Raw genomic sequence first — 19108 nt, 5'->3', positions numbered from 1 at the left:
GAGAGGAATGCAGATCAGTTCTTCCAGTTGCTTCAAACAATGCCTCATCATGTTCCAAAGGAACTTCATTATGTAAAAAAAGCATTTATTAAATATGAAGATGGCATTCGAATGGCTTTTAAAAAAAGCTACTCAAATGCACGATTGGAAAATCTTCACACTCATATCAAAACACTGAAACGCGTCTCTTATGGCTTTCGTAGCTTCTCAAATATGAGAACACGGGTATTTTTAATGAATGGTTTAATTCAATACGCATAAAAAACATTGGGGAAAGAATTTCTTCTTCCTCCAATGTTCATAGGTGACACTATCAGTCCGATTTGACAAAGTGCCCAAATCATTTCTACTACAAGAAATGAATCATCGTTGGATATAAATTAAAAAATCAAGCTATTCTGATTTCAATCATCAGAATAGCTTGATTTTTTTTAATTTTATGACTACTACAATTAGCTTGCAAATGTATCTTTACCTAACATTCGTTAGATTTATTGAAAATTATTAAAACTGTTAGTGTTATAACCCCAACTATGAGGTTTAGGTAATTCGGTGATTGGCTTCAAATAGAAAGTTACCCAATATTCCTTTTTTTCCAAATGTGTGTCAATGATTGGTTTTCCAGATTTTGCATTTTCAACTGAATGAGGTGTTGCTATATCTGTTAACACATACCCTACTGATTCATAATATTCTGGAATCATTCCCGTTATTCGATAATATTGTCCACTGGGATTTCTTACGAGCGTCACAGTTGTATAATCATCTGCATTTGTAGTGAGTGATTGTGTTGTAACATTCATTTTTTCATAGCTTATATTCGGTGATTCTGGATCTAATGGATTCATCATAGCTAGATTATCGATCTCAGCATACCCTTTACTAGGTATAACCAGTTGAGCATTATGGTTTAAAATTACTTGTTGGATATGGAATGTTAGTTGCTGTTTCACATAATAATAAGTCACAGTAATTGGTTCACCACCATATTTTCCTTGCGCATTAGCAGGAACTGCAACTAAATCATAGCCTTTAATTTCTTTTTGTAAATTAGCTGTATTATAAACTTCACCAAAAGAAAAAGTAGTGCCCGCATAGACTGATGGTGCTAAAACTTCATTATTTGCTTGGTCCAAATACTTTACTGTAATGTATTGTGGGATATCGGCTTCACAAGCATCGGAGTTTACTTCTTTTTGATTTCCATATTCACTAAACTCTACATAATAACCTTGATTGTGCATTGTTGATAGATGGTCATAGGATAAATCATTCCATAATTTACTATCAAATGAAGCAAATTCTAATGTATATTCTACTCCACCATTATTATCAGGCTGTTGTTTAGGCGAGTTGTTCCAGCTTGCATATCCGCCAATTGGAACAAATCCTGTAGCAAAAGTTTTCCCTTCAAAAAAGACTTTTCCTGCTTCTGGACCACTTACCCAATACCAAGAACCAGCGGTAATATCATAATTATGAATCGCTGTTGGAATAGATGCTTCATCATTAATACGTGTCCTATCGTTATTGACCATTCTCGTTCCACCTAACCATCCTGGCGCTTTTGCAATTGAATCAAAAATAAAATCATGTTCAGCTGCACTTGTGATAGTTGCAAGATAGCCTGTTAAACCGTTATAACGTTCTTTTTTTGCTGCATTATAAGCTTCTAAAAAGGTCAGCGGTTGGCTACCTGTTGGAACAAATTTATAATAATGCATCTTACCATCTGGATGCGCATTCCATGCAGATATCGCTTCTGTTTCAACGGTGATACTAATTTTCCCTTTTATTGTTTTTGTTTTTTTATCGGAAAAAGTTAATCCACTGAGAATTCTTTCCACATCTTCTGGGCTATTATTCGCTGTTAATAAAAAGTTAAAATATGTACTATTGGGTCTACTATAAGTTACCCAACCAGCGGGCGGAAAAAAGTTTAAACCTACTCCTTCTGGCATCTCAATATTCACTGTTTTGATTGTTCCTAAATCCTTTTTAACCGTTAAATTTTCAAGCGTAAATGTACTTGGGCTTCTTTTTACAATAAAATCAATCGCCTTTTCCTCACCTATTTTCACTTCAGGTTCTTTAATAGTCTCTGCGCTACTATGTTGCATAAAACCAGCAAACAAGAATAGACAACCTGTTAAAATGATTATATTGAACCACTTTTTCTTTAACATCTTTTTATCATCTCTTTTCAGTATATACTATTTTCTATTCGATAAACAATTTCTTTATGTTAGCTGTCTTAACTCTATACTCTGAAAAACAACAGAAAAAAAAGACTGAATAGCAAGAATCTTTTCATCACAACATGTTCAAGCTTTCCATTTTATGAATGTCTTTAATTTGTATTCCTGTATAAAATAAAACAGTCCTTCCAAGATTAGATTACACCATTCACAAACAGCTGTCAACAGCAGTTCATCGCTCATTTCGCAAGCTTCCAACCTTTGTTTTTAACTAAAAACAAACCGAATGTTCACACAGTTAAAAACACCGTCAGATACAATTTTAATATACAATAAAACGAAGAGGAAAATTAACTTTTTTTATGGGTGGAGGCATACTAAAACAGTATTTTTTTAGCTATAAATTAAACTAAAATACGCTATTTCAAAAAAACATCTCATTAAAAGAATAGGATTGTAAAAGCGAAAAAAATCATTTCTATACTATAAAAAGAGAATAGGCCTGAAATAAAACTAAAAAGTTTTATCCCAGACCTAAATGACTTTTATTAAGGGTAATCAAACCTGAACACCTTTTATCTCAATCTTATTTTGATTATCTAGCTACCAATAAGAAAGTCTAACACATTCCAACCATCAGAGGTTTGTGATTTATACAATTCAGTAAAACCACAGCTTGTGCAGCTAATTGTAATAAACTTTTTATTTTGGATATCAAAAATCTTTGAGAAATTTCCACCAGTTGCTTGGAATTGATCATGATCATAAGTTTGGCAACCGCATTTATCACAAACATATTGTTTTTGATTCATCTTTAGTCATTTCCTTTCTGACTTGCTTTTGATGTTTTTATTATATGAGATAATTAGCTTTTTTGTATCCGTCCAAGGATGTATCTTAGCTTACTACCTTTATCCTTCGATCGCTTCAATAATTTCAGTTAATGTTTTTGCCCCAAAAATCACTTGCTCATCATTGATAATCATCGCTGGTACGCTCATTAGTTTTTTCTCTTTTTTCAACTCAGGGAAGAGGGCTGTATCAATCATTTCAGCTTCTACTTGATGATTAATTGATGCAATTCTTTGACACGCTGCAACCACATCTGGACAGTAGTGACAAGAAAGAGAGACACAAATTTCAATTTTTGTTGCTGGTAATTTTTGAATACGCGCAACTAAATCGGCTTCAATTGGCTGGCCTTCGCTTCCTACATTATAAATTGCTAGTACAAGTGAATTCACTTCATGTCCACTTGGCACACCACTGAATTTAATGCCTGTATATTGTTTGTTTTCATCTAATAAAACGGCTGCTGGCAATCTTGTTAGGTGAACACTTTCTTCAAAAGCAGCATCGCTTCCTGCTAGGACACTTTCTAAGGAAATCAAATCACTTAAAGCAGTAATTTCTTTTAAGAAGGCTTCAAGCTCTAATGATTTAGGCTGGCTTTGATCTAAGATATTGACAAGTGTGACTGGTTTGGTTAGTTTCGCAAAAATACCTTTTAATTGTTCCTTCATTGCTGCTGGGAACCATTCATTGGTAGTTGATGCTGTTGGTGCTGCTTGAGCTGGTGCAGTAGTTGTTGCTGATTTTGGTGCTTGTGGTGTCATTTTCTTGGTAACAACAGGCAAGCCTAAACGTTCTTTTTCAGTTGCAACATATTTTTGAGCCACTGTTGCAGCAATCGCACCATCAGCAACAGCTGTGACAATTTGGCGCAATTCTTTGACACGTAAATCTCCTGCTGCATAAACACCAGGTACGCTGGTTTGCATTAACTCATCCGTTTCAATATAGCCACCACGAGCTAGCTCTATCTTCCCTTCAAAGATTTCAGTACTTGGTTTATTACCTGCAAAGACAAACATGCCAAAGCCACCATCTTCTTCAGATGCTTCAAATGTCGTTGTTTCCCCTGTCACATTATTAACGAACACAGCTTTTTTAAGCATATCATCGCCAGTCACTTCTTTGACTTCAGTATTATAAACAATCTTGATTTTAGGGTTATTTTTGGCTTGATCTGCTGTCATTTGTGCACAAGTAAAATCTGGTTCACGAATAATCATGGTAACTGATTTGCCATAACGCGTTAAATAAACTGCTTCTTCTGCTGCTGCATAACCGCCACCAAGTACAAAAATATCCATATCTGTAAAGAATTCACCATCACAAGTTGAACAATAGGCAATACCACGACCTGTAAATTCAATCTCTCCAGGGAAACCAATTTTACGAGCAGATGCACCTGTTGCAATTAAAACGGCACGTGCTTGATAGGTTTCTTTATTTCCTTTTAAAGTTTTTACTTCGCCTTCTAATGTCACATCCGTAATTTCATCTGTTACAAATGTTACGCCAAAATCTTGAGCCTGATCATGCATTTCCTTCATTAAATGAGGGCCAGTTGTGGCTCTAAAACCTGGGTAATTCACAATTTCAGAAGTGGTTGTAACTTGTCCACCAATTTTATCTTTTTCAATAATTAAGGTATCCATCATCGCTCTACCTGCATAAACACCTGCTGATAAGGCTGCTGAACCACCACCAATGATAACTAAATCATAAATATGTGCTGTCATTTTTTTACGCTCCTTTTTCTATCTGCTTGAAAAAAGCTCTATTCCATTCATCTGGAATAGAGCCGCCCTCATTTATTATTAGATTTTACCTACTAAGTCTAAGCTTGGTGCAATTGTATCTTCACCTGGTTTCCAATTTGCTGGACAAACTTGATCGCCATGTTGCTCTACAAAGACTGCAGCTTCTAATTTTCTCAATAGTTCTTCTGCATTTCTACCAATACCCATATTATGGATTTCATAAGCTTGGATTTCACCTCTTGGGTTCACAACAAATGAGCCACGTAAAGCTTGTCCTGCTTCTTCATCTAAAACGCCAAAGAAACGTGCTAATTTACCATTTGGATCTGCTAACATTGGGTATTCAATTTTACCAATTGTATCTGTTGCATCCGCCCATGCTTTATGCACAAAATGGCTATCTTCTGAAACAGAATAAATTTCGCAGTTGGCATCTTTAAAGCCTTGATAATGATCTTGAAGATCGCCTAATTCTGTTGGACAAACAAATGAAAAATCTGCTGGATAGAAGAAAAAGATACTCCATTTCCCAATAATATCTTCAGTTTTTACTTTAATAAATTCACCTTTTTGGTAAGCGTCTACCTCAAAGTCGATTAGTTTTGTGTTAATTAAATTGCTCATTTTATCCGTCCTCTCTATTCTATGCTTGTAAGTTTTACGAGTTACATTGCTCATTTTTTTCACTACTATTAGGTTAACAGATTAATATTATTCTGTCAAAAGAATAATTATCATCTAGCTAAAAATGGCAATAAGAAACCTCTTATGCCGACTATCATTATAACATAGTGGATAAGAGGTTAGGAGATATTTTGTTTATAAGTCAGTTAATCTATTTTTAATAGCATTGCATTAATGGCTACAATGACGGTGCTAAATGACATTAAAATGGCGCCAACTGCTGGACTTAGAATAACACCAGCAAAAGCTAAAACACCTGCTGCAAGTGGAATTGCAAGGATATTATAACCTGCTCCCCACCATAAGTTTTGAAGCATTTTTTTCGCTGTATTACGAGCAAGGGAAAGGAAATGTAAAATATCTGCTAGATCACTTTTAACTAAAATCACATCCGCAGATTCCACAGCTACATCTGTCCCTGCGCCAATGGCTATCCCAATATCAGCACGAACCAAGCTAGGTGCATCGTTCACACCATCGCCTACCATCATGACCGTTTTTCCTTCTTTTTGATAATCTCTGACAATTTGTTCCTTCTCTTCAGGTAATAACTCTGCATGAATTGCATCAATTCCTAAATAGGTAGCAACTGCAACCGCAGCTTGTTTGTTATCACCTGTTAACATCACTGGTGAAATACCTTTTGATTTCAAAGCTTGAATCATTTTCTTCGCTTGTGGTTTGATTTGATCCCCTTGTGCAATTAAACCAGCAACTTCCCCATTAATCAATAAAAAGCTGACTGTATAGCCTTTACTAGCTAACTCATGAAAAATGGACTGGTCATAGACAAGCTGATTTTTATTTAAATAAGAGACACTCACTATTTTCAATTGAAGTTGCGCAACGATTCCTTCTAGCCCAACACCTGCAATGTTACGAATGTCTGTAGCTACTGGAATTGTTTGCTTCGTTTTTTTCTGTTCTTTTAAAACCCCCGTTGCTAAAGGATGACTCGAATTATTTTCTAATGCACTCATATAACTTAAAATATCCTCTTTGGTATAAGCCGTCGAAAAAGCTTTGATAGCTGTGACTGAAAAATTTCCTTCAGTTAAAGTACCTGTTTTATCCATTAAAATCGTATCGACTTTTTTTGCAACTTCTAAAGCTTGTCTATTTTTAATTAATAAGCCGTTCTTGGCGCCTAAAGAGGTAGAGCGCGCCACAACGAGCGGAATCGCTAAGCCTAAGGCATGGGGACAAGCAATAATGAGGACCGTTACCATTCGTTCAAAGGCGATATTCAAATCCTTTGTCATCAGTAACCAAACAATAAATGCACCAATACCAAACGATAATGCAATATAAAACAGCCATTTTGCTACTTTATCAGAAAGAGATTCCACCTTTGATTTTTCTTTTTGTGCACTACTAACTAGCTGCATCACTTGAGATAAGTAGCCTGACTCACCTGTGCCAGTTACTTTGACAGTAATCGTCCCAGATCCATTCACGGAACCACCAATTACTTGATCAGCGATTGCTTTGCTCACTTCTTTTGATTCTCCTGTCACCATAGACTCGTTTATAGAAGTTTTCCCTACTGTAATCACACCGTCAGTCGGAACTTTTTCACCTGCTTTAACCACTACGAATTGGCCTACTTGAACTTCCTGTAAAGAAACAATCTTCAGATCGCCTGCTTCATTCACTATTGTTGCCGTGCTAGGTAATAATTCTGCCATTTTTTGTAAAGCATTTCCTGCATTTTGAATGGCATTCATTTCAACCCAATGGCCAAGTAGCATAATCAAAATCAACGTCGCTAGCTCCCAGAAGAAGTCCATCACATGTCCGTTCTGCAAAAATTGATTGGAAATGAATGCATAGACACTATAAAGATAGGCTACCGAAATACCTAAAGAAATTAGTGTCATCATTGCAGGATTTTTCCCTTTCAATTCCATTTTCGCTCCTTGTAAAAATGGCATACCGCCATAAAAGAATAAAATTGTTGCTAATATAAGTACAATCCAATCAGAACCTGTGAAGGTCATTTGGAAAGGTAAATTGATTCCCATCATTGGAGATAAAATGATAATAGGTATCGCTAAGCATAGTGATACAAAAAACTTTTGCTTCAAATTGCCCATATGCATCGAATGATCCATTCCTTCATGGCTCATTTCAGCATGGTTCATATCGTGATGCGCCATTTCATGATACTCAGAATGGTGATTATGATGGTTCATTTGTTTATTCATCATCTCTTCCTCCTTTGTTCAAACAATTGATAGATACAACATCACGTGCATCTATATTTCTTCACATTTTAAATTTACAACTGTAAACGTTTTATGTCAAATTATTTCACTCGAACTTTAACATCATGAAAAAAGGATGAAACAACAGCTTGTTAAACTGTCATTTCATCCTTCTTGCACTTTTTAACGATCACCATTAAAAATTGAATTTTTCACAATCACATAATCAACTTTTCGAATAGCTTCTACATCTTTTCCACCTGCATACGAAATAGAAGATTGTAAGTCTTGTTTCATTTCTAATAACGTATCTGCAATATCCCCTTGATAATCAATCAGCATTTTTTTACCTTCAACGTTTTTACGCTCGCCTTTTTGATATTCAGAGGCACTGCCAAAATACTCTTTATAAACTTTGCCATTGAGTTTCACTGTTTCACCTGGTGATTGCTCATGTCCAGCAAATAAAGAACCAATCATCACCATTGTTGCACCGAAACGAATTGATTTAGCAATATCTCCATTTGTACGAATCCCACCATCAGCAATTAATGGTTTTCTGGCTGCTTTTGCACACCAGCGTAAAGCAGATAATTGCCAGCCGCCTGTGCCAAAGCCTGTTTTAATTTTGGTAATACAAACTTTACCTGGTCCAATCCCAACCTTTGTTGCATCAGCACCAGCATTTTCTAACTCGCGTACTGCTTCTGGTGTTCCAACATTGCCAGCAATCACAAATGATTCAGGTAAATATTCTTTAATATGACGAATCATTTTAATCACTTGCTCAGAATGACCATGAGCAATATCTATTGTAATATATTCAGGAACCAGTTGTAGACTTGCTAATTCTTCAACAAAAGCATATTCTTCTGGTTTAACACCCACACTAATTGAAGCAAATAAGCCTTTCCCTTGCATCATTTCTGTGAAAGGGATTCTTCCTGCTTCATCAAAACGGTGCATAATATAGAAATAATTATTTTCAGCCATCCAAATGGCTAGTTTTTCATCAATAATGGTTTGCATGTTTGCAGGAACCACTGGTAAATCAAATGTGCGATTACCTAACGTTACCTTTGTATCACATTCTGAACGGCTTTCTACAATACATTTGTTTGGAATTAATTGGACATCTTCATAATCAAAAATCTTCATTTATATGACGCTCCTTTGGTGTGCATTACTTTTTAGGAACCTTCCTCTGAAAACACGAACATTAAAAAGGCGTATCCTTATTATTTTTCGCACCTATGACAATTTACACTATTATTTTAGTTTTGTCAAAGGATTATTGTCATTTTTCACTTATTATTCCCTATTAATTAGTATTAATCGAGTCATAATTTCTTCCCATTCTTGATCCGTCAGCTTACCATCAGCCATTGTATAAACCCTTTTTACTCTTTTCTCCGCATCAAAAGTGATAATAATATCCCCGTTTGAATAAGATTTTGCAACAATACAATACTCACCATTATTTAAATAAGAAGAAAATATTTTTCCACCATGAAAATCCTTCATATCTATCCCTTTTTGTTCCAGTTGTTTTAGTTCACGTAATAAAGTTGGATAATAATCTAAAGATATATAAATCTCAACAGTCAGTACCGAATGTTGTTCATCTTCATAATATAGAAAATAATCAGTTAAATAGACAGCTGAGTCTTCATAATTCCTAAGTATCTTAAAAGCCATTTCATCAAAATCTTGCTCCGAAATATTTTCCCAATGTTGCCCGTAAATACGAATGATTTGATTGGATCCATTTACTTGAACGATTAGTTGGTTCCTTCCTATGGAAGTAGAAAGCAGATACCATTTTTCACCATTCTCCATTTTTTGATAGGATATATAACTGTAACTACTGTAATAAATGTCTCCTTGAGCATTTTTTTCAAAAATTTCTTGATAACTACTATCTACATGTGTAGTAATAAAGGCTTGTTTTTCACTACTTTTTCCACCTAGATATTCATATATAAACTCCCAAATAACACCATATCGCTCGCGGTCTTCCTCAACATTAAGAACAATATTGCTCATCCCAATATTTTTACTACCATTAAGAGGACTTTCAAATTGATATTTTTGAAAATTATTTTTTTCCACCCATGGTTTATCCGTATCTCTCATTGTGCTAAATATCGCAAAAATAGCAATCAATACCAATGAAATACTAATAATTGGTGCACTAAATCCACCTTTTTGTTTTTCCAGTTGAACTTTTTCTTTTTTTAGCTTGGCCATTTCTACTGTTCGTTTCTTTGATAACTGAATATCATAAATCGTTCCCATTTCATACAACACTTCTTCTCTTTGTCTAAAAACTTGTCTTATTTGCTTGTAGAATGTTGTCCGCAAATAATCAGGCACTTGGAAGAAATAACGCGAGCTCTCCTCATAATCTTCTAACACGGCATAAACGAATCCTAAAATAAGTGCTGAATCAAATAAATAATAGCTGGTCAAAGCTTCTTTAATATTTTTTTTACGCTTTTTCCAATCTTCATCAGTTGCAGTCAAAAATACATGATATAAGTAAGCGGTATGATGAGCAGGGTCTAGTTCTAAAGCTTGACGCATCAAAACATCTGCTCGTTTTAAATCACGTTTTTGATAGTAATTGCTTTTTATGACATAAATACCTTCTAAAGTAATTAAATCTGGATCAGAAGTATCAATCATTTTACATTCTTTTAGCAAGCGTTCTATTTCTAGCATCTGATTATTTTTCAAGCATTCATAGACACGATAACGTAAATGATAATACTTGTTTTTTAGTTCATCTGACATTTGTTCAGGTAAATTTAATGGAAAAAAGATGGCTTGCTTCAATGAAGTTAGCTGATCTTCATGAGTGATATCCTCTATTTGATAGGTTTCTATGAGATATTCATTCACTTCTCGGGAAAAAAGATAATACTGATCCAGTAGGATATTTTTTATTTTATATCGAATCAATTGGAATTTTTCAAAATCCATTAAATCTTGCTCCCAGAAAAAGCTTTGCCAATTTGTAATTTGCTTACGTTCAGCTGAATTAGCTATCAGTTTTTGCAATGCTTCTTCCAGTTTTAACCAACTGTCTGTTTCATCATCTTGTATCTTTTGTTGCACATCATTTTCAAAAAATAATTCTTCTGTAAATCTTCCCTGAATTGAATCCACTTCTAAATCTTTCGATTTTGCACGCTTGATCGCTTCATCAAAAGCTTCTTTTATCTTTTGAAAAGTCGAAATATCCTCATCAGTTACCTCATTCTTTAAAAGCTGTGCATAAGCTTTTTTAATAACCCTGATATCGTTTGTTGGTTCAATCCCTAAAACTTCCCAGCAATCCCTCATAGACCTGCACCCTCTATTTCTTTCAGCTGTTGCTCAAAATGCTTCATTGCTTTTTGTAAACTTCTTTCATTTTGCTGCTCAATTGCTTCTTCAAACACTTCTGTTGCTCTTTGGATATAATAACGTTTTTCTGCAGTTGATTCTTCAAATAAACGATCTGAAATTTCTAACAATAAACGAACTTCAGCACGCTCCCTTGGATGAATTTTAATTTTTGCTAGCATTTTCAATCGTTTTTTAATTTCTTCTGGAGTCAGTGCATGGGACACATTATTTTCTATGATTAATACTTTTTGCTCTCCACTCTCTAAAGAAACAATTACTTCCAAAATGCCACTCTTATCATAAGTAAAACGAACTTTTATTTCTTGAATACTAGGTTTAGGATTAATATCAAATTCAATCTCGCCAATTAAGATATTATTTTTAACATACATGCTCTCACCTTGAAAAACTTTCAAATGTAGCTGATCTTGATTTGGATGTGTCGTATAAAAAGGATATGCATGACTCACAGGAATGGTTGTGTTTCTTTCGATAATCGGTGAAAAATACCCGGATTTCTCCTGATGATTCACTGTTTTTGCAGTTTCGATTCCTAAAGAATAACCACAGACATCTGTTAAAATAAGCTCATCAAATTTTTCATTTTTATTTAATAATGCTGATTGAATCACAGCACCTAACGCAACTGCTTCATCTGGATTTAAATTCATATACGGCATTTTGCCAAAAAACTTGGCCATGTGCTGGCGAAAGACAGGCATTTTTGTTGCACCGCCAATTAATAAGACTGCAGAAAAATCCTTTGGTTTTAGCTTAGCATCTTGTAAAGCACGAATAATAGGATGCTGAATCTTCATTAGTAAATCTGCTAGTAATTTTTTCCATTCAGACTCTGTCAATTGATAAGTATAGGCTTGTTCTTGTATGGTAAAGGTCACTTCAACATGATTGCGCTCACTTAATTGCTGCTTGCAAAATTCTGCTTGTTTATACAAGATCCCCTTTTCACTTTGTGTGAGTTGATCAAAATCTAGTTCACATTTTTTCAATAAGTGCTGAAGGATTACCTTCGTAAAGTCTTCTCCACCTAGATAATTATCCCCTGCAATTGAAATAACCTGCACAATACCTTCAAACATATCTAAAATCGACACATCAAATGTACCACCACCTAGGTCTAGAACAATACAGGATAATTCTTCACCTAGCTGTTGTAGCCCATAAGCTAAAGCCGCAGCTGTTGGCTCACTAATCAATTTTTCTACTTGTAGACCAGCTAATTTTGCAGCATCTAATGTAGCTTGTCTCTGCAAATTATTAAAATAGGCCGGCACACTGATAACAACCTTATCACAAACCTCTCCTAAATAGCTTTCAGCATCCTGCTTCAACGATTTTAAAACAAAAGCAGATAAATCTACTGAGGTAAATTGATGCTTACCAATTGTATAGGTTTTATTTGTTCCCATATATCTTTTAAATAAGGAAAATGTCTGTTCCGGATATGTAATTAATCGCTCTTTTGCAATTTTACCAACAACAACTTCATCATGATTGTCAATCCCAACAACAGATGGCGTCAGTAAATCTCCATGAGCATTGGGGATTAAAATGGCCTCTTCTCCATTCCAATAACCAATTGCACTATTCGATGTCCCTAAATCTATTCCTAAAATAGCGATTATTACCACTCCCTTTTTTATTACTATATGATTATTTGTTCGCTCTATTAAATTTTAACATAAACCAGAAGTTCATTTATATAGAAAATTTTTTCATTTGTATTAATTAATACATCGTAAATTTCGATTTCAACACATGTATATATATCGAACGATAAATTATTTATTTTAAAAATCGTTCGCTTTTAACCACAAAAACCATTGACTTCATAATGATTTCCCTTTATCATTAAAAGAGGTTAAAAAACCATCATTTGGAGGGGTAAACATGTTTTTTAAAGAAAGATTCGCAGAGATGAAAGAGATTGCTGAAAAAATTTTCGATCGACCTGAATTAGGATATAAAGAATGGGAAACATCCGCTCTTGTTCGTGATTTCCTCAAAAAAGAAAATCCTCAAGCTGAGTTAGAGACATTTAGCTCAACCGGAATTAAAACCTATTTAACAACTGACAAACCACTAACAATGGCTTTTATCGCTGAATTAGATGCCGTTTACGCACCCTCTCACTTTAACGCAGATAAAGAAACTGGCGCTGCACATAATTGTGGCCATTTTACACAAGTGACCATTGCACTTGCTCTTTATGCTTATTTTATGGAAACAAAAATTCATGAAGACTTTGATTATAATATTGCTTTTGTCTTTATTCCTGCTGAGGAGTATTTAGATTTAGACTATCGTAAGCAATTGGTTGCAGATGGCAAAATCACTTATTTAGGTGGTAAACCAGAAGCCATGAAGCTTGGTGTTTTTGATGGGATGGACTTTGGTGTTTGTGTTCACTCAATTGGTGAAGAATTTGCACGCCCAACGATTGAAATTGATTGTGATCTAGCAGGCTTCTTATATAAACGTTATCATTTTACTGGGAAAGCAAGTCATGCTGGCTTTGATCCATTTTCTGGCGTCAACGCATATAGCATGTCCACTCTGTTTAATGTAGCAGTTGGTTTAAATCGTCAGCAATTCCGTGATGACCAAATGGTACGTGTCAATCCAATTGTGATGGATAGCGATATGTCGACAAACGTTGTACCAAATCATATTACTGTGGGAACTGATTTACGTACAAAAACGGTTGAATATATGCAAGAAACAGCACATCGCTTAGATGATGCAGCAAAAGGTAGTGCCTTGGCTTTAAATGGTCAGGTAGAAATTGAAACAGATATGGGCTACTTACCATTTGTTCAAAATCGTTATTTAAATACTTTTGTTAAGAAAGCTTTCGATCAATCTGAGGAAATCATTGACATCATTGATGATCGTGGCGGGATTGCTGCTGCTGGTGATATTGGCGATTTAGCCTTTATGTTCCCTTGTATTCAAATTAGTTATGGTGGCTTTGAAGGAACGATTCATGGCGATGACTTTAAAATGGTTGATGACCGTTTTGTTTTAGAACAATTCCCAAGATTCTTAGTGGATGTTTTAAAAGAAATGAATGGCAATATTGATGCTTCACAATTATATAAAAGAAGTTATGCAGAATATGAAGCATTAATTCAATCAATCGCAAAATAGGAGGAGAAGAATGAAAAAGAAGAATGGTTTGTATTTTTTAGGCTTTATTTTAGTCATTATATTTATTGCCGAGATGATTGGCATTCAATCAATTCCTGTTGGAAAAGTTAGAATTTCAATTTTACCTCTTGTGTTTGCAGTGTTAATTGGAATGGTCTTAGGAATTCCTGCATTTAGAAAAGGCGTTTTAAAGAAAGTTTATGCAAAAGAAAATGTCGATTTTGCTGGTAAGTATTTAATTTTTATCATGTTACCTCTAATGGCTCGCTACGGTGCTGATGTTGCACCAAAATTAAAAGAAATTCTAAGCGTTGGCTGGGTCTTTTTATTCCAAGAATTAGGAAACGTGGGAACTGTTTTAATTGGTTTACCGATTGCCTTATTGTTAGGTTTAAAACGTGAAGCGATTGGCGCTACACTTGGTTTAGGTCGTGAGGGGGAGCTTGCTTATATTTCTGAAAAATATACCTTGAACTCTCCTGAAGGTCGTGGTGTACTTTCACTTTATCTAATTGGGACATTGTTTGGCGCGATTTTCTTTAGTGTCTTTGCACCATTATTACTTTCCTTTGGCTTTGACTATCGTGCTTTAGCCATGTCTTCTGGTGTAGGATCAGCAAGTATGATGACAGCTGCTTCTTCTTCCTTAGTTGCTATGATGCCTGAAAATGAAAGTGTGATTCTTTCTTATGCTGCAGCAAGTCAGCTGTTAACTAGCTTCTTAGGCACTTATACAATGGTCTTTATCGCCGTTCCTTTACAAAGCTTTATGTATAAATTATTAACTGGAGGTAAGAAAAATGACAAAACTCGTGCAGCATAAATATATCAAATTCGGGCTAGTCCTTGCTCTTAGTATCTCATTAATTTTATTTACACAATTTATCAAGCTTGTTAAAAATCCTGAGTCTACTCCGATTAACTGGATGACAATTGCTGGATTACTTGTTTTATGGGGCTTCGCATTTCTTGGTTTGTTGATTTCTGATTTAATGAAAAAAACGAACTTGAAGGTTTTGGCAGACTTCCCTGTACTCGGTTGGGTTTCAATTGTTTCTTTAGTATTTTGCTTAACTTCTAATTTTTTTGTTGAAGCAATTGGTGCCGTTGATTTCTTAGCCATCACAACACCTGTCTTAGCTTTTGCGGGCATTTCAGTTGCAGATCATTTAGTTGATTTAAGTAAAACCTCATGGCGTGTCGCAATTGTAGCTGTTTTTGTTTTCATGGGCACTTATACAGGTAGTGCTTTAATTGCACAGCTTGGTTTGATTTTGAGTGGTAAATAATCAAAAAGATTCTTACTTCATCAAAGTGAAGTAAGAATCTTTTTTAAATAAAACTTGATACAAGCTCATAATACTTGTTACTATATCTGATAGGAGGTGTTTTTCGTGGCACTATTAAATTATTTAGAAGACTTTGCCAAATGGCTGATTTTGTTGTCTAGTCTCTACGGATTTGTTACCATACATAGAAAAAAAGTAAAATTACCTAAAACAATCTATCTTGCCTTGTTGCTCATTTTGACTGCCATTCTCTTAATTTGTACAATTGATGTCATCAAAGGTTTTCTTGATGGGCTTTCATAAAAAAGACTTTTCCTTCAATAGCTTTGTTGATACCAATTCTTCGCTGCATTCAGCTCAGTCTGCGTCAATTGATGAGATGTCCCAAAGTAGAGACTTACATCTCCACCTGCAGCTATCAAAGCTTGTTGCAGCTCTTTGGTTTCCTTTATCGGAACAATCGGATCATGTTCTCCTCCAGATAAAAAGATTTTCATGCCTTCTAATACTGGAATTTCCTTGTTTCGTATAGGCACCATCGCGTGTAATAAAATCGCTGCTTCAAATACATGAGGAAAACGATACAGCATACTCGCAGCAATATTGGCGCCATTTGAATAACCAATTGGGATAATACGCTCTAATGAAAAACCATAATTAGTCGCTGCTTCCTTTAGAAATGCATGTAATTCAGCTGTTCGCAAAGTTAAGTCGGCTTCATCAAAGATACCCTCACTTAAGCGTTTAAAGAAACGTGGCATGCCATTTTCTAAAACATTCCCTCTGACACTTAAAATCGAAGCTGTTGGGTCAATAAATGCTGCAATTGGGAGTAAATCTCGTTCATCTCCACCAGTGCCGTGTAGCAATAAAAATACTGGTTTTTGGCTATCTCCTTGTTTAAATAGATGTTTCATTTTTTGTCCCTCCTTTTATTCTGGTCTTTTTATTTCAATGATGTCTCCGATTGTACCATAGTTATTTCCTGCTAGTCGGCTCATAGCGCCTAAACCAATCGGGTCAATTCTCCCATTTTCATAAAGGGCTTGAGTCACATGAAATTGTTTGATTTCTAAGATAAATAAATCACTAACAGGCTGATCTTTTTCTCCAATTGTGAGACTTTGATGCACTATTGCTTCCATTCGGATTTTAGCTTCTTGAATCCCAGGAACACTTACTCGTTTGGATGGTACTAGCCTCAAACCGGCTGCTTCAACCTCACTTTGATCTGAGGGTAGATTAGCCGCTGTCTCATTAATTAGCGCAACATTTTGCTGGTCGACAATATGAATTACAGCTTCTTTTGTAGCTAGTAAATTGTTAGCTGTATCCTTCAGCTGCCCTGCTTTTCGTTGAATTGCTAGTGAAATCATAGGCGGATTGGAGGTCACAATATTAAAATAACTAAAAGGCGCGCCATTGACCACACCATTTTTAGACTGTGTGGTTACAAAAGCAATTGGTCTAGGAATAATCGAGCCAATTAAAAATTTATAGTTTTCGCGTTCTGTTAAATCTGCTGGATTGATATCAATCATATGCCTAGCCTCCATTATTTTTTTGGCAATTGGATGGGGATTAATTTTTGGGTTAATTCAGCTCTTAAATGTTCATATTGAGCAGGTAGCATTAATTTTTCTCCCATGGTCGCAAGACTTTCATCATGAGCAAATCCTGGCGAATCTGTCGCAATTTCAAATAAAATTTGACCTGGTTCTCTGAAGTAAACGGCTTTAAAATAGTTACGATCCTTAATTTCTGTCACATATTGTCCAGCATCCTGTGCTAATTCTTGCCATTCTACTTGATCCTGATCATCTATGGCACGCCAGGCAATATGATGCACTGTTCCGACACCCATTCTGGCTTGACCCATACTTGTTTGTTTTAAATCAATGATGTTGCCAATGTCACCTGTTGAACGAAAGCGCATCAAGCTGTCTTCCTCAGCAATAAAGGTTAACCCTAATAGATTCTCCAAAACATCTTTGGTGGCTACTGGGGCAGCTGAATATAAAGTAGCGCCTGCAAAACCTTTAATCGCAACACTTGGCGTAATGTCTTCATAAATCCAATCATTTGCTGCACCAGCTGCTCTTTCCACCAATTCTAGATGTAAACCATGTGGATCATCAAATTGTAGAGAAGTCTCGTTGAAACGTGTCACACGCTTTGTTTCAATGTTAAGGCGCTGTAAACGTTGCTCCCAAAAAGTTAAGGCACCAATTGGAATCGCATATGCTGTGATTCCGACTTGACCATCTCCAACTTTACCTGGATAGGCACCTGCCCATGGGAAGAAGGTAATAATCGTACCAGGACTGCCTAGCCCATTTCCAAAGTATAAATGGTAAGTTCCAGGATCATCAAAGTTAACGGTTTGCTTGACTAATCTTAACCCTAATACTTTTCCGTAAAAATCGACATTTTCTTGTGGATTTCCCACGATTGCTGAAATATGATGAATCCCCATTGTTTGCTTTTTCATATTGATAACCTCCTTCTTATGCTTCATATTCTTTCTCAAATTGTAAAGTGCTACGAACTGTATGGATTGGACGTACTTGTTTTTCAATGCTTTCACGTTTAGCTTCTAAAAATGGTGGCAATGATAATTTTTCTCCAACTGTTTCATATGGCTCATCTTCCATAAAGCCAGGTCCATCTGTTGCTAATTCAAATAAAATTTGTGGGGAAACAAAGGCGTAAAGTGATTCAAAATAGAAGCGATTTACATAACCTGAATTTTGTAGTCCAAAGCTATTCATGCGTGCCAACCAAGCATTCAAGACTTGACGGTTTTCTACTCGTAACGCAGCATGATGTACCGTACCATAACCTTGGATTGCTCTAGGCAAGGTTGTATTTTCTTCAACAATCACTTGAGCACCATTTCCACCTTCACCTACTTCAAATAAATGCGTGTCATCCGCTTGTGCGATTTCTTTAAATAAGAAAACATTTTCTAAGACCATTTTTAAAACAGAAAAATCAGCTACTCTTACAAAGACTGGTCCTAGTCCTGTGATAGCAAATTCTAAAGGAATCGGGCCTTTTTCCCATGGAGTCCCTGAAGCCACACCTTGATTTTGCTCATCTGAAATGAGTTGATAATGTTGATCATCAAAATCTACAAAGGAAAGTGTTTGCTTGCCAAATTGTTCTTGGATACCTGTATGCGCTACTTCTAAACGATCAAAGCGCTTCACCCAATAAGCGAGTGCTTCATCTGTTGGCACACGAAACGAGGTTTTAAAAATTTCATTGGTTCCATGTACGCCTTTTGGTATTCCTGGAAAATCAAAGAAGGTCATATCTGTTCCTGCTGAACCTTTATCATCCGCAAAGAATAAATGATAGGTTTGAATATCATCTTGATTCACTGTTTTCTTTACTAAACGCATCCCCAAAACATAAGTGAAAAACTCATAATTCTTTTCTGCACTACTTGTAATTGCTGTTACATGATGTATGCCTTTTAATTGTTCCATTATCTTCAATCCCCTTTTAAGTTGTTTTTTTATTTTATCTCGAATTCGAGATATATAGTTAAA

17 protein-coding genes are annotated in these 19108 nt (G+C 35.4%); 5 read left to right on the top strand and 12 right to left on the bottom strand.

The features are described from left to right. The coding region (locus tag BMW29_RS12560) for a transposase (protein ID WP_143047373.1) at positions 1–261 on the top strand (261 nt) is incomplete at its 5' end. A 230-nt stretch (positions 262–491) separates the two neighbouring features. Here BMW29_RS12560 and BMW29_RS12555 read toward each other — a convergent pair. The 8 genes from BMW29_RS12555 to BMW29_RS12520 form a co-directional block, all read right to left on the bottom strand. Next, positions 492–2186, bottom strand: a complete 1695-nt coding sequence (locus BMW29_RS12555) for a MucBP domain-containing protein (protein WP_092653895.1) — start codon at positions 2184–2186, stop codon at positions 492–494. Positions 2187–2797: 611 nt separating this feature from the next. Next, complete coding sequence (locus BMW29_RS12550) at positions 2798–3010, bottom strand: zinc ribbon domain-containing protein (RefSeq protein WP_092653893.1); 213 nt, start codon at positions 3008–3010, stop codon at positions 2798–2800. A 99-nt stretch (positions 3011–3109) separates the two neighbouring features. Then, positions 3110–4786, bottom strand: coding sequence for an FAD-dependent oxidoreductase (locus BMW29_RS12545; RefSeq protein WP_092653891.1), 1677 nt, complete (start codon positions 4784–4786; stop codon positions 3110–3112). A gap of 78 nt (positions 4787–4864) precedes the next feature. After that, positions 4865–5431 (bottom strand): alkyl hydroperoxide reductase subunit C, encoded by a 567-nt coding sequence (ahpC, locus tag BMW29_RS12540; RefSeq protein ID WP_092653889.1) that lies wholly within the window; start codon positions 5429–5431, stop codon positions 4865–4867. 206 nt (positions 5432–5637) lie between these two features. Continuing rightward, positions 5638–7701: a heavy metal translocating P-type ATPase gene (locus BMW29_RS12535; RefSeq protein ID WP_425431608.1), complete on the bottom strand. Its 2064-nt coding sequence runs from the start codon at positions 7699–7701 to the stop codon at positions 5638–5640. 180 nt (positions 7702–7881) lie between these two features. Beyond that, positions 7882–8856, bottom strand: a complete 975-nt coding sequence (gene guaC, locus BMW29_RS12530) for a GMP reductase (RefSeq protein WP_092653887.1) — start codon at positions 8854–8856, stop codon at positions 7882–7884. A 153-nt stretch (positions 8857–9009) separates the two neighbouring features. Then, complete coding sequence (locus tag BMW29_RS12525) at positions 9010–11046, bottom strand: J domain-containing protein (protein ID WP_092653885.1); 2037 nt, start codon at positions 11044–11046, stop codon at positions 9010–9012. Further along, a complete protein-coding gene (locus BMW29_RS12520; RefSeq protein WP_245706284.1) occupies positions 11043–12743 on the bottom strand; it encodes a molecular chaperone HscC in 1701 nt (566 codons plus the stop codon). Before BMW29_RS12520 ends, BMW29_RS12525 begins: the two co-directional genes overlap by 4 nt. Before the next feature lie 259 nt (positions 12744–13002). Here BMW29_RS12520 and BMW29_RS12515 point away from each other — a divergent pair, with 259 nt between their 5' ends. The 4 genes from BMW29_RS12515 to BMW29_RS12500 all read left to right on the top strand — a co-directional run bounded on the left by BMW29_RS12515 (position 13003) and on the right by BMW29_RS12500 (position 15854). Beyond that, positions 13003–14262 (top strand): M20/M25/M40 family metallo-hydrolase, encoded by a 1260-nt coding sequence (locus tag BMW29_RS12515; protein WP_092653883.1) that lies wholly within the window; start codon positions 13003–13005, stop codon positions 14260–14262. A 10-nt stretch (positions 14263–14272) separates the two neighbouring features. After that, on the top strand, positions 14273–15085 hold the full coding sequence (locus BMW29_RS12510; protein WP_092653881.1) for a DUF3100 domain-containing protein: 813 nt from the start codon (positions 14273–14275) through the stop codon (positions 15083–15085). Further along, entirely contained in the window at positions 15063–15551 is a 489-nt protein-coding gene (locus tag BMW29_RS12505; RefSeq protein WP_092653879.1) for a hypothetical protein, read from the top strand. The genes BMW29_RS12510 and BMW29_RS12505 overlap by 23 nt, the downstream gene beginning before the upstream one ends. A 105-nt stretch (positions 15552–15656) precedes the next feature. Beyond that, positions 15657–15854: a hypothetical protein gene (locus tag BMW29_RS12500; RefSeq protein ID WP_092653877.1), complete on the top strand. Its 198-nt coding sequence runs from the start codon at positions 15657–15659 to the stop codon at positions 15852–15854. Between the two features lie 14 nt (positions 15855–15868). Here BMW29_RS12500 and BMW29_RS12495 read toward each other — a convergent pair whose 3' ends face one another. From BMW29_RS12495 to BMW29_RS12480, 4 genes are read right to left on the bottom strand one after another with little or no spacing between them, the layout of a single operon-like run. Further along, entirely contained in the window at positions 15869–16468 is a 600-nt protein-coding gene (locus BMW29_RS12495) for an alpha/beta hydrolase (protein WP_092653875.1), read from the bottom strand. A 15-nt stretch (positions 16469–16483) separates the two neighbouring features. Continuing rightward, the gene (locus tag BMW29_RS12490; protein ID WP_092653873.1) at positions 16484–17092 is read right to left on the bottom strand and encodes a flavin reductase family protein; all 609 of its coding nucleotides are present in this window, start codon (positions 17090–17092) and stop codon (positions 16484–16486) included. A 14-nt stretch (positions 17093–17106) separates the two neighbouring features. After that, entirely contained in the window at positions 17107–18042 is a 936-nt protein-coding gene (locus BMW29_RS12485) for a ring-cleaving dioxygenase (RefSeq protein ID WP_092653871.1), read from the bottom strand. Between the two features lie 16 nt (positions 18043–18058). Further along, positions 18059–19045 (bottom strand): ring-cleaving dioxygenase, encoded by a 987-nt coding sequence (locus tag BMW29_RS12480; protein ID WP_092653869.1) that lies wholly within the window; start codon positions 19043–19045, stop codon positions 18059–18061. Positions 19046–19108: the final 63 nt, after the last annotated feature.

The organism is Isobaculum melis, assembly GCF_900111355.1.
Classification (GTDB): domain Bacteria; phylum Bacillota; class Bacilli; order Lactobacillales; family Carnobacteriaceae; genus Isobaculum; species Isobaculum melis.
The sequence above is the reverse complement of the archived record's forward strand: the minus strand, read 5'-3'. Positions and strand labels throughout refer to the sequence as shown.

What these genes read in the sequence shown, in the direction of transcription:
- BMW29_RS12555 (WP_092653895.1), bottom strand. Translation starts at nt 2,186, where the DNA reads ATGTTAAAGAAAAAGTGGTTCAATATAATCATTTTAACAGGTTGTCTA.
- BMW29_RS12550 (WP_092653893.1), bottom strand. Translation starts at nt 3,010, where the DNA reads ATGAATCAAAAACAATATGTTTGTGATAAATGCGGTTGCCAAACTTAT.
- BMW29_RS12545 (WP_092653891.1), bottom strand. Translation starts at nt 4,786, where the DNA reads ATGACAGCACATATTTATGATTTAGTTATCATTGGTGGTGGTTCAGCA.
- ahpC (WP_092653889.1), bottom strand. Translation starts at nt 5,431, where the DNA reads ATGAGCAATTTAATTAACACAAAACTAATCGACTTTGAGGTAGACGCT.
- BMW29_RS12535 (WP_425431608.1), bottom strand. Translation starts at nt 7,701, where the DNA reads ATGATGAATAAACAAATGAACCATCATAATCACCATTCTGAGTATCAT.
- guaC (WP_092653887.1), bottom strand. Translation starts at nt 8,856, where the DNA reads ATGAAGATTTTTGATTATGAAGATGTCCAATTAATTCCAAACAAATGT.
- BMW29_RS12525 (WP_092653885.1), bottom strand. Translation starts at nt 11,046, where the DNA reads ATGAGGGATTGCTGGGAAGTTTTAGGGATTGAACCAACAAACGATATC.
- BMW29_RS12515 (WP_092653883.1), top strand. Translation starts at nt 13,003, where the DNA reads ATGTTTTTTAAAGAAAGATTCGCAGAGATGAAAGAGATTGCTGAAAAA.
- BMW29_RS12510 (WP_092653881.1), top strand. Translation starts at nt 14,273, where the DNA reads ATGAAAAAGAAGAATGGTTTGTATTTTTTAGGCTTTATTTTAGTCATT.
- BMW29_RS12505 (WP_092653879.1), top strand. Translation starts at nt 15,063, where the DNA reads ATGACAAAACTCGTGCAGCATAAATATATCAAATTCGGGCTAGTCCTT.
- BMW29_RS12495 (WP_092653875.1), bottom strand. Translation starts at nt 16,468, where the DNA reads ATGAAACATCTATTTAAACAAGGAGATAGCCAAAAACCAGTATTTTTA.
- BMW29_RS12490 (WP_092653873.1), bottom strand. Translation starts at nt 17,092, where the DNA reads ATGATTGATATCAATCCAGCAGATTTAACAGAACGCGAAAACTATAAA.
- BMW29_RS12485 (WP_092653871.1), bottom strand. Translation starts at nt 18,042, where the DNA reads ATGAAAAAGCAAACAATGGGGATTCATCATATTTCAGCAATCGTGGGA.
- BMW29_RS12480 (WP_092653869.1), bottom strand. Translation starts at nt 19,045, where the DNA reads ATGGAACAATTAAAAGGCATACATCATGTAACAGCAATTACAAGTAGT.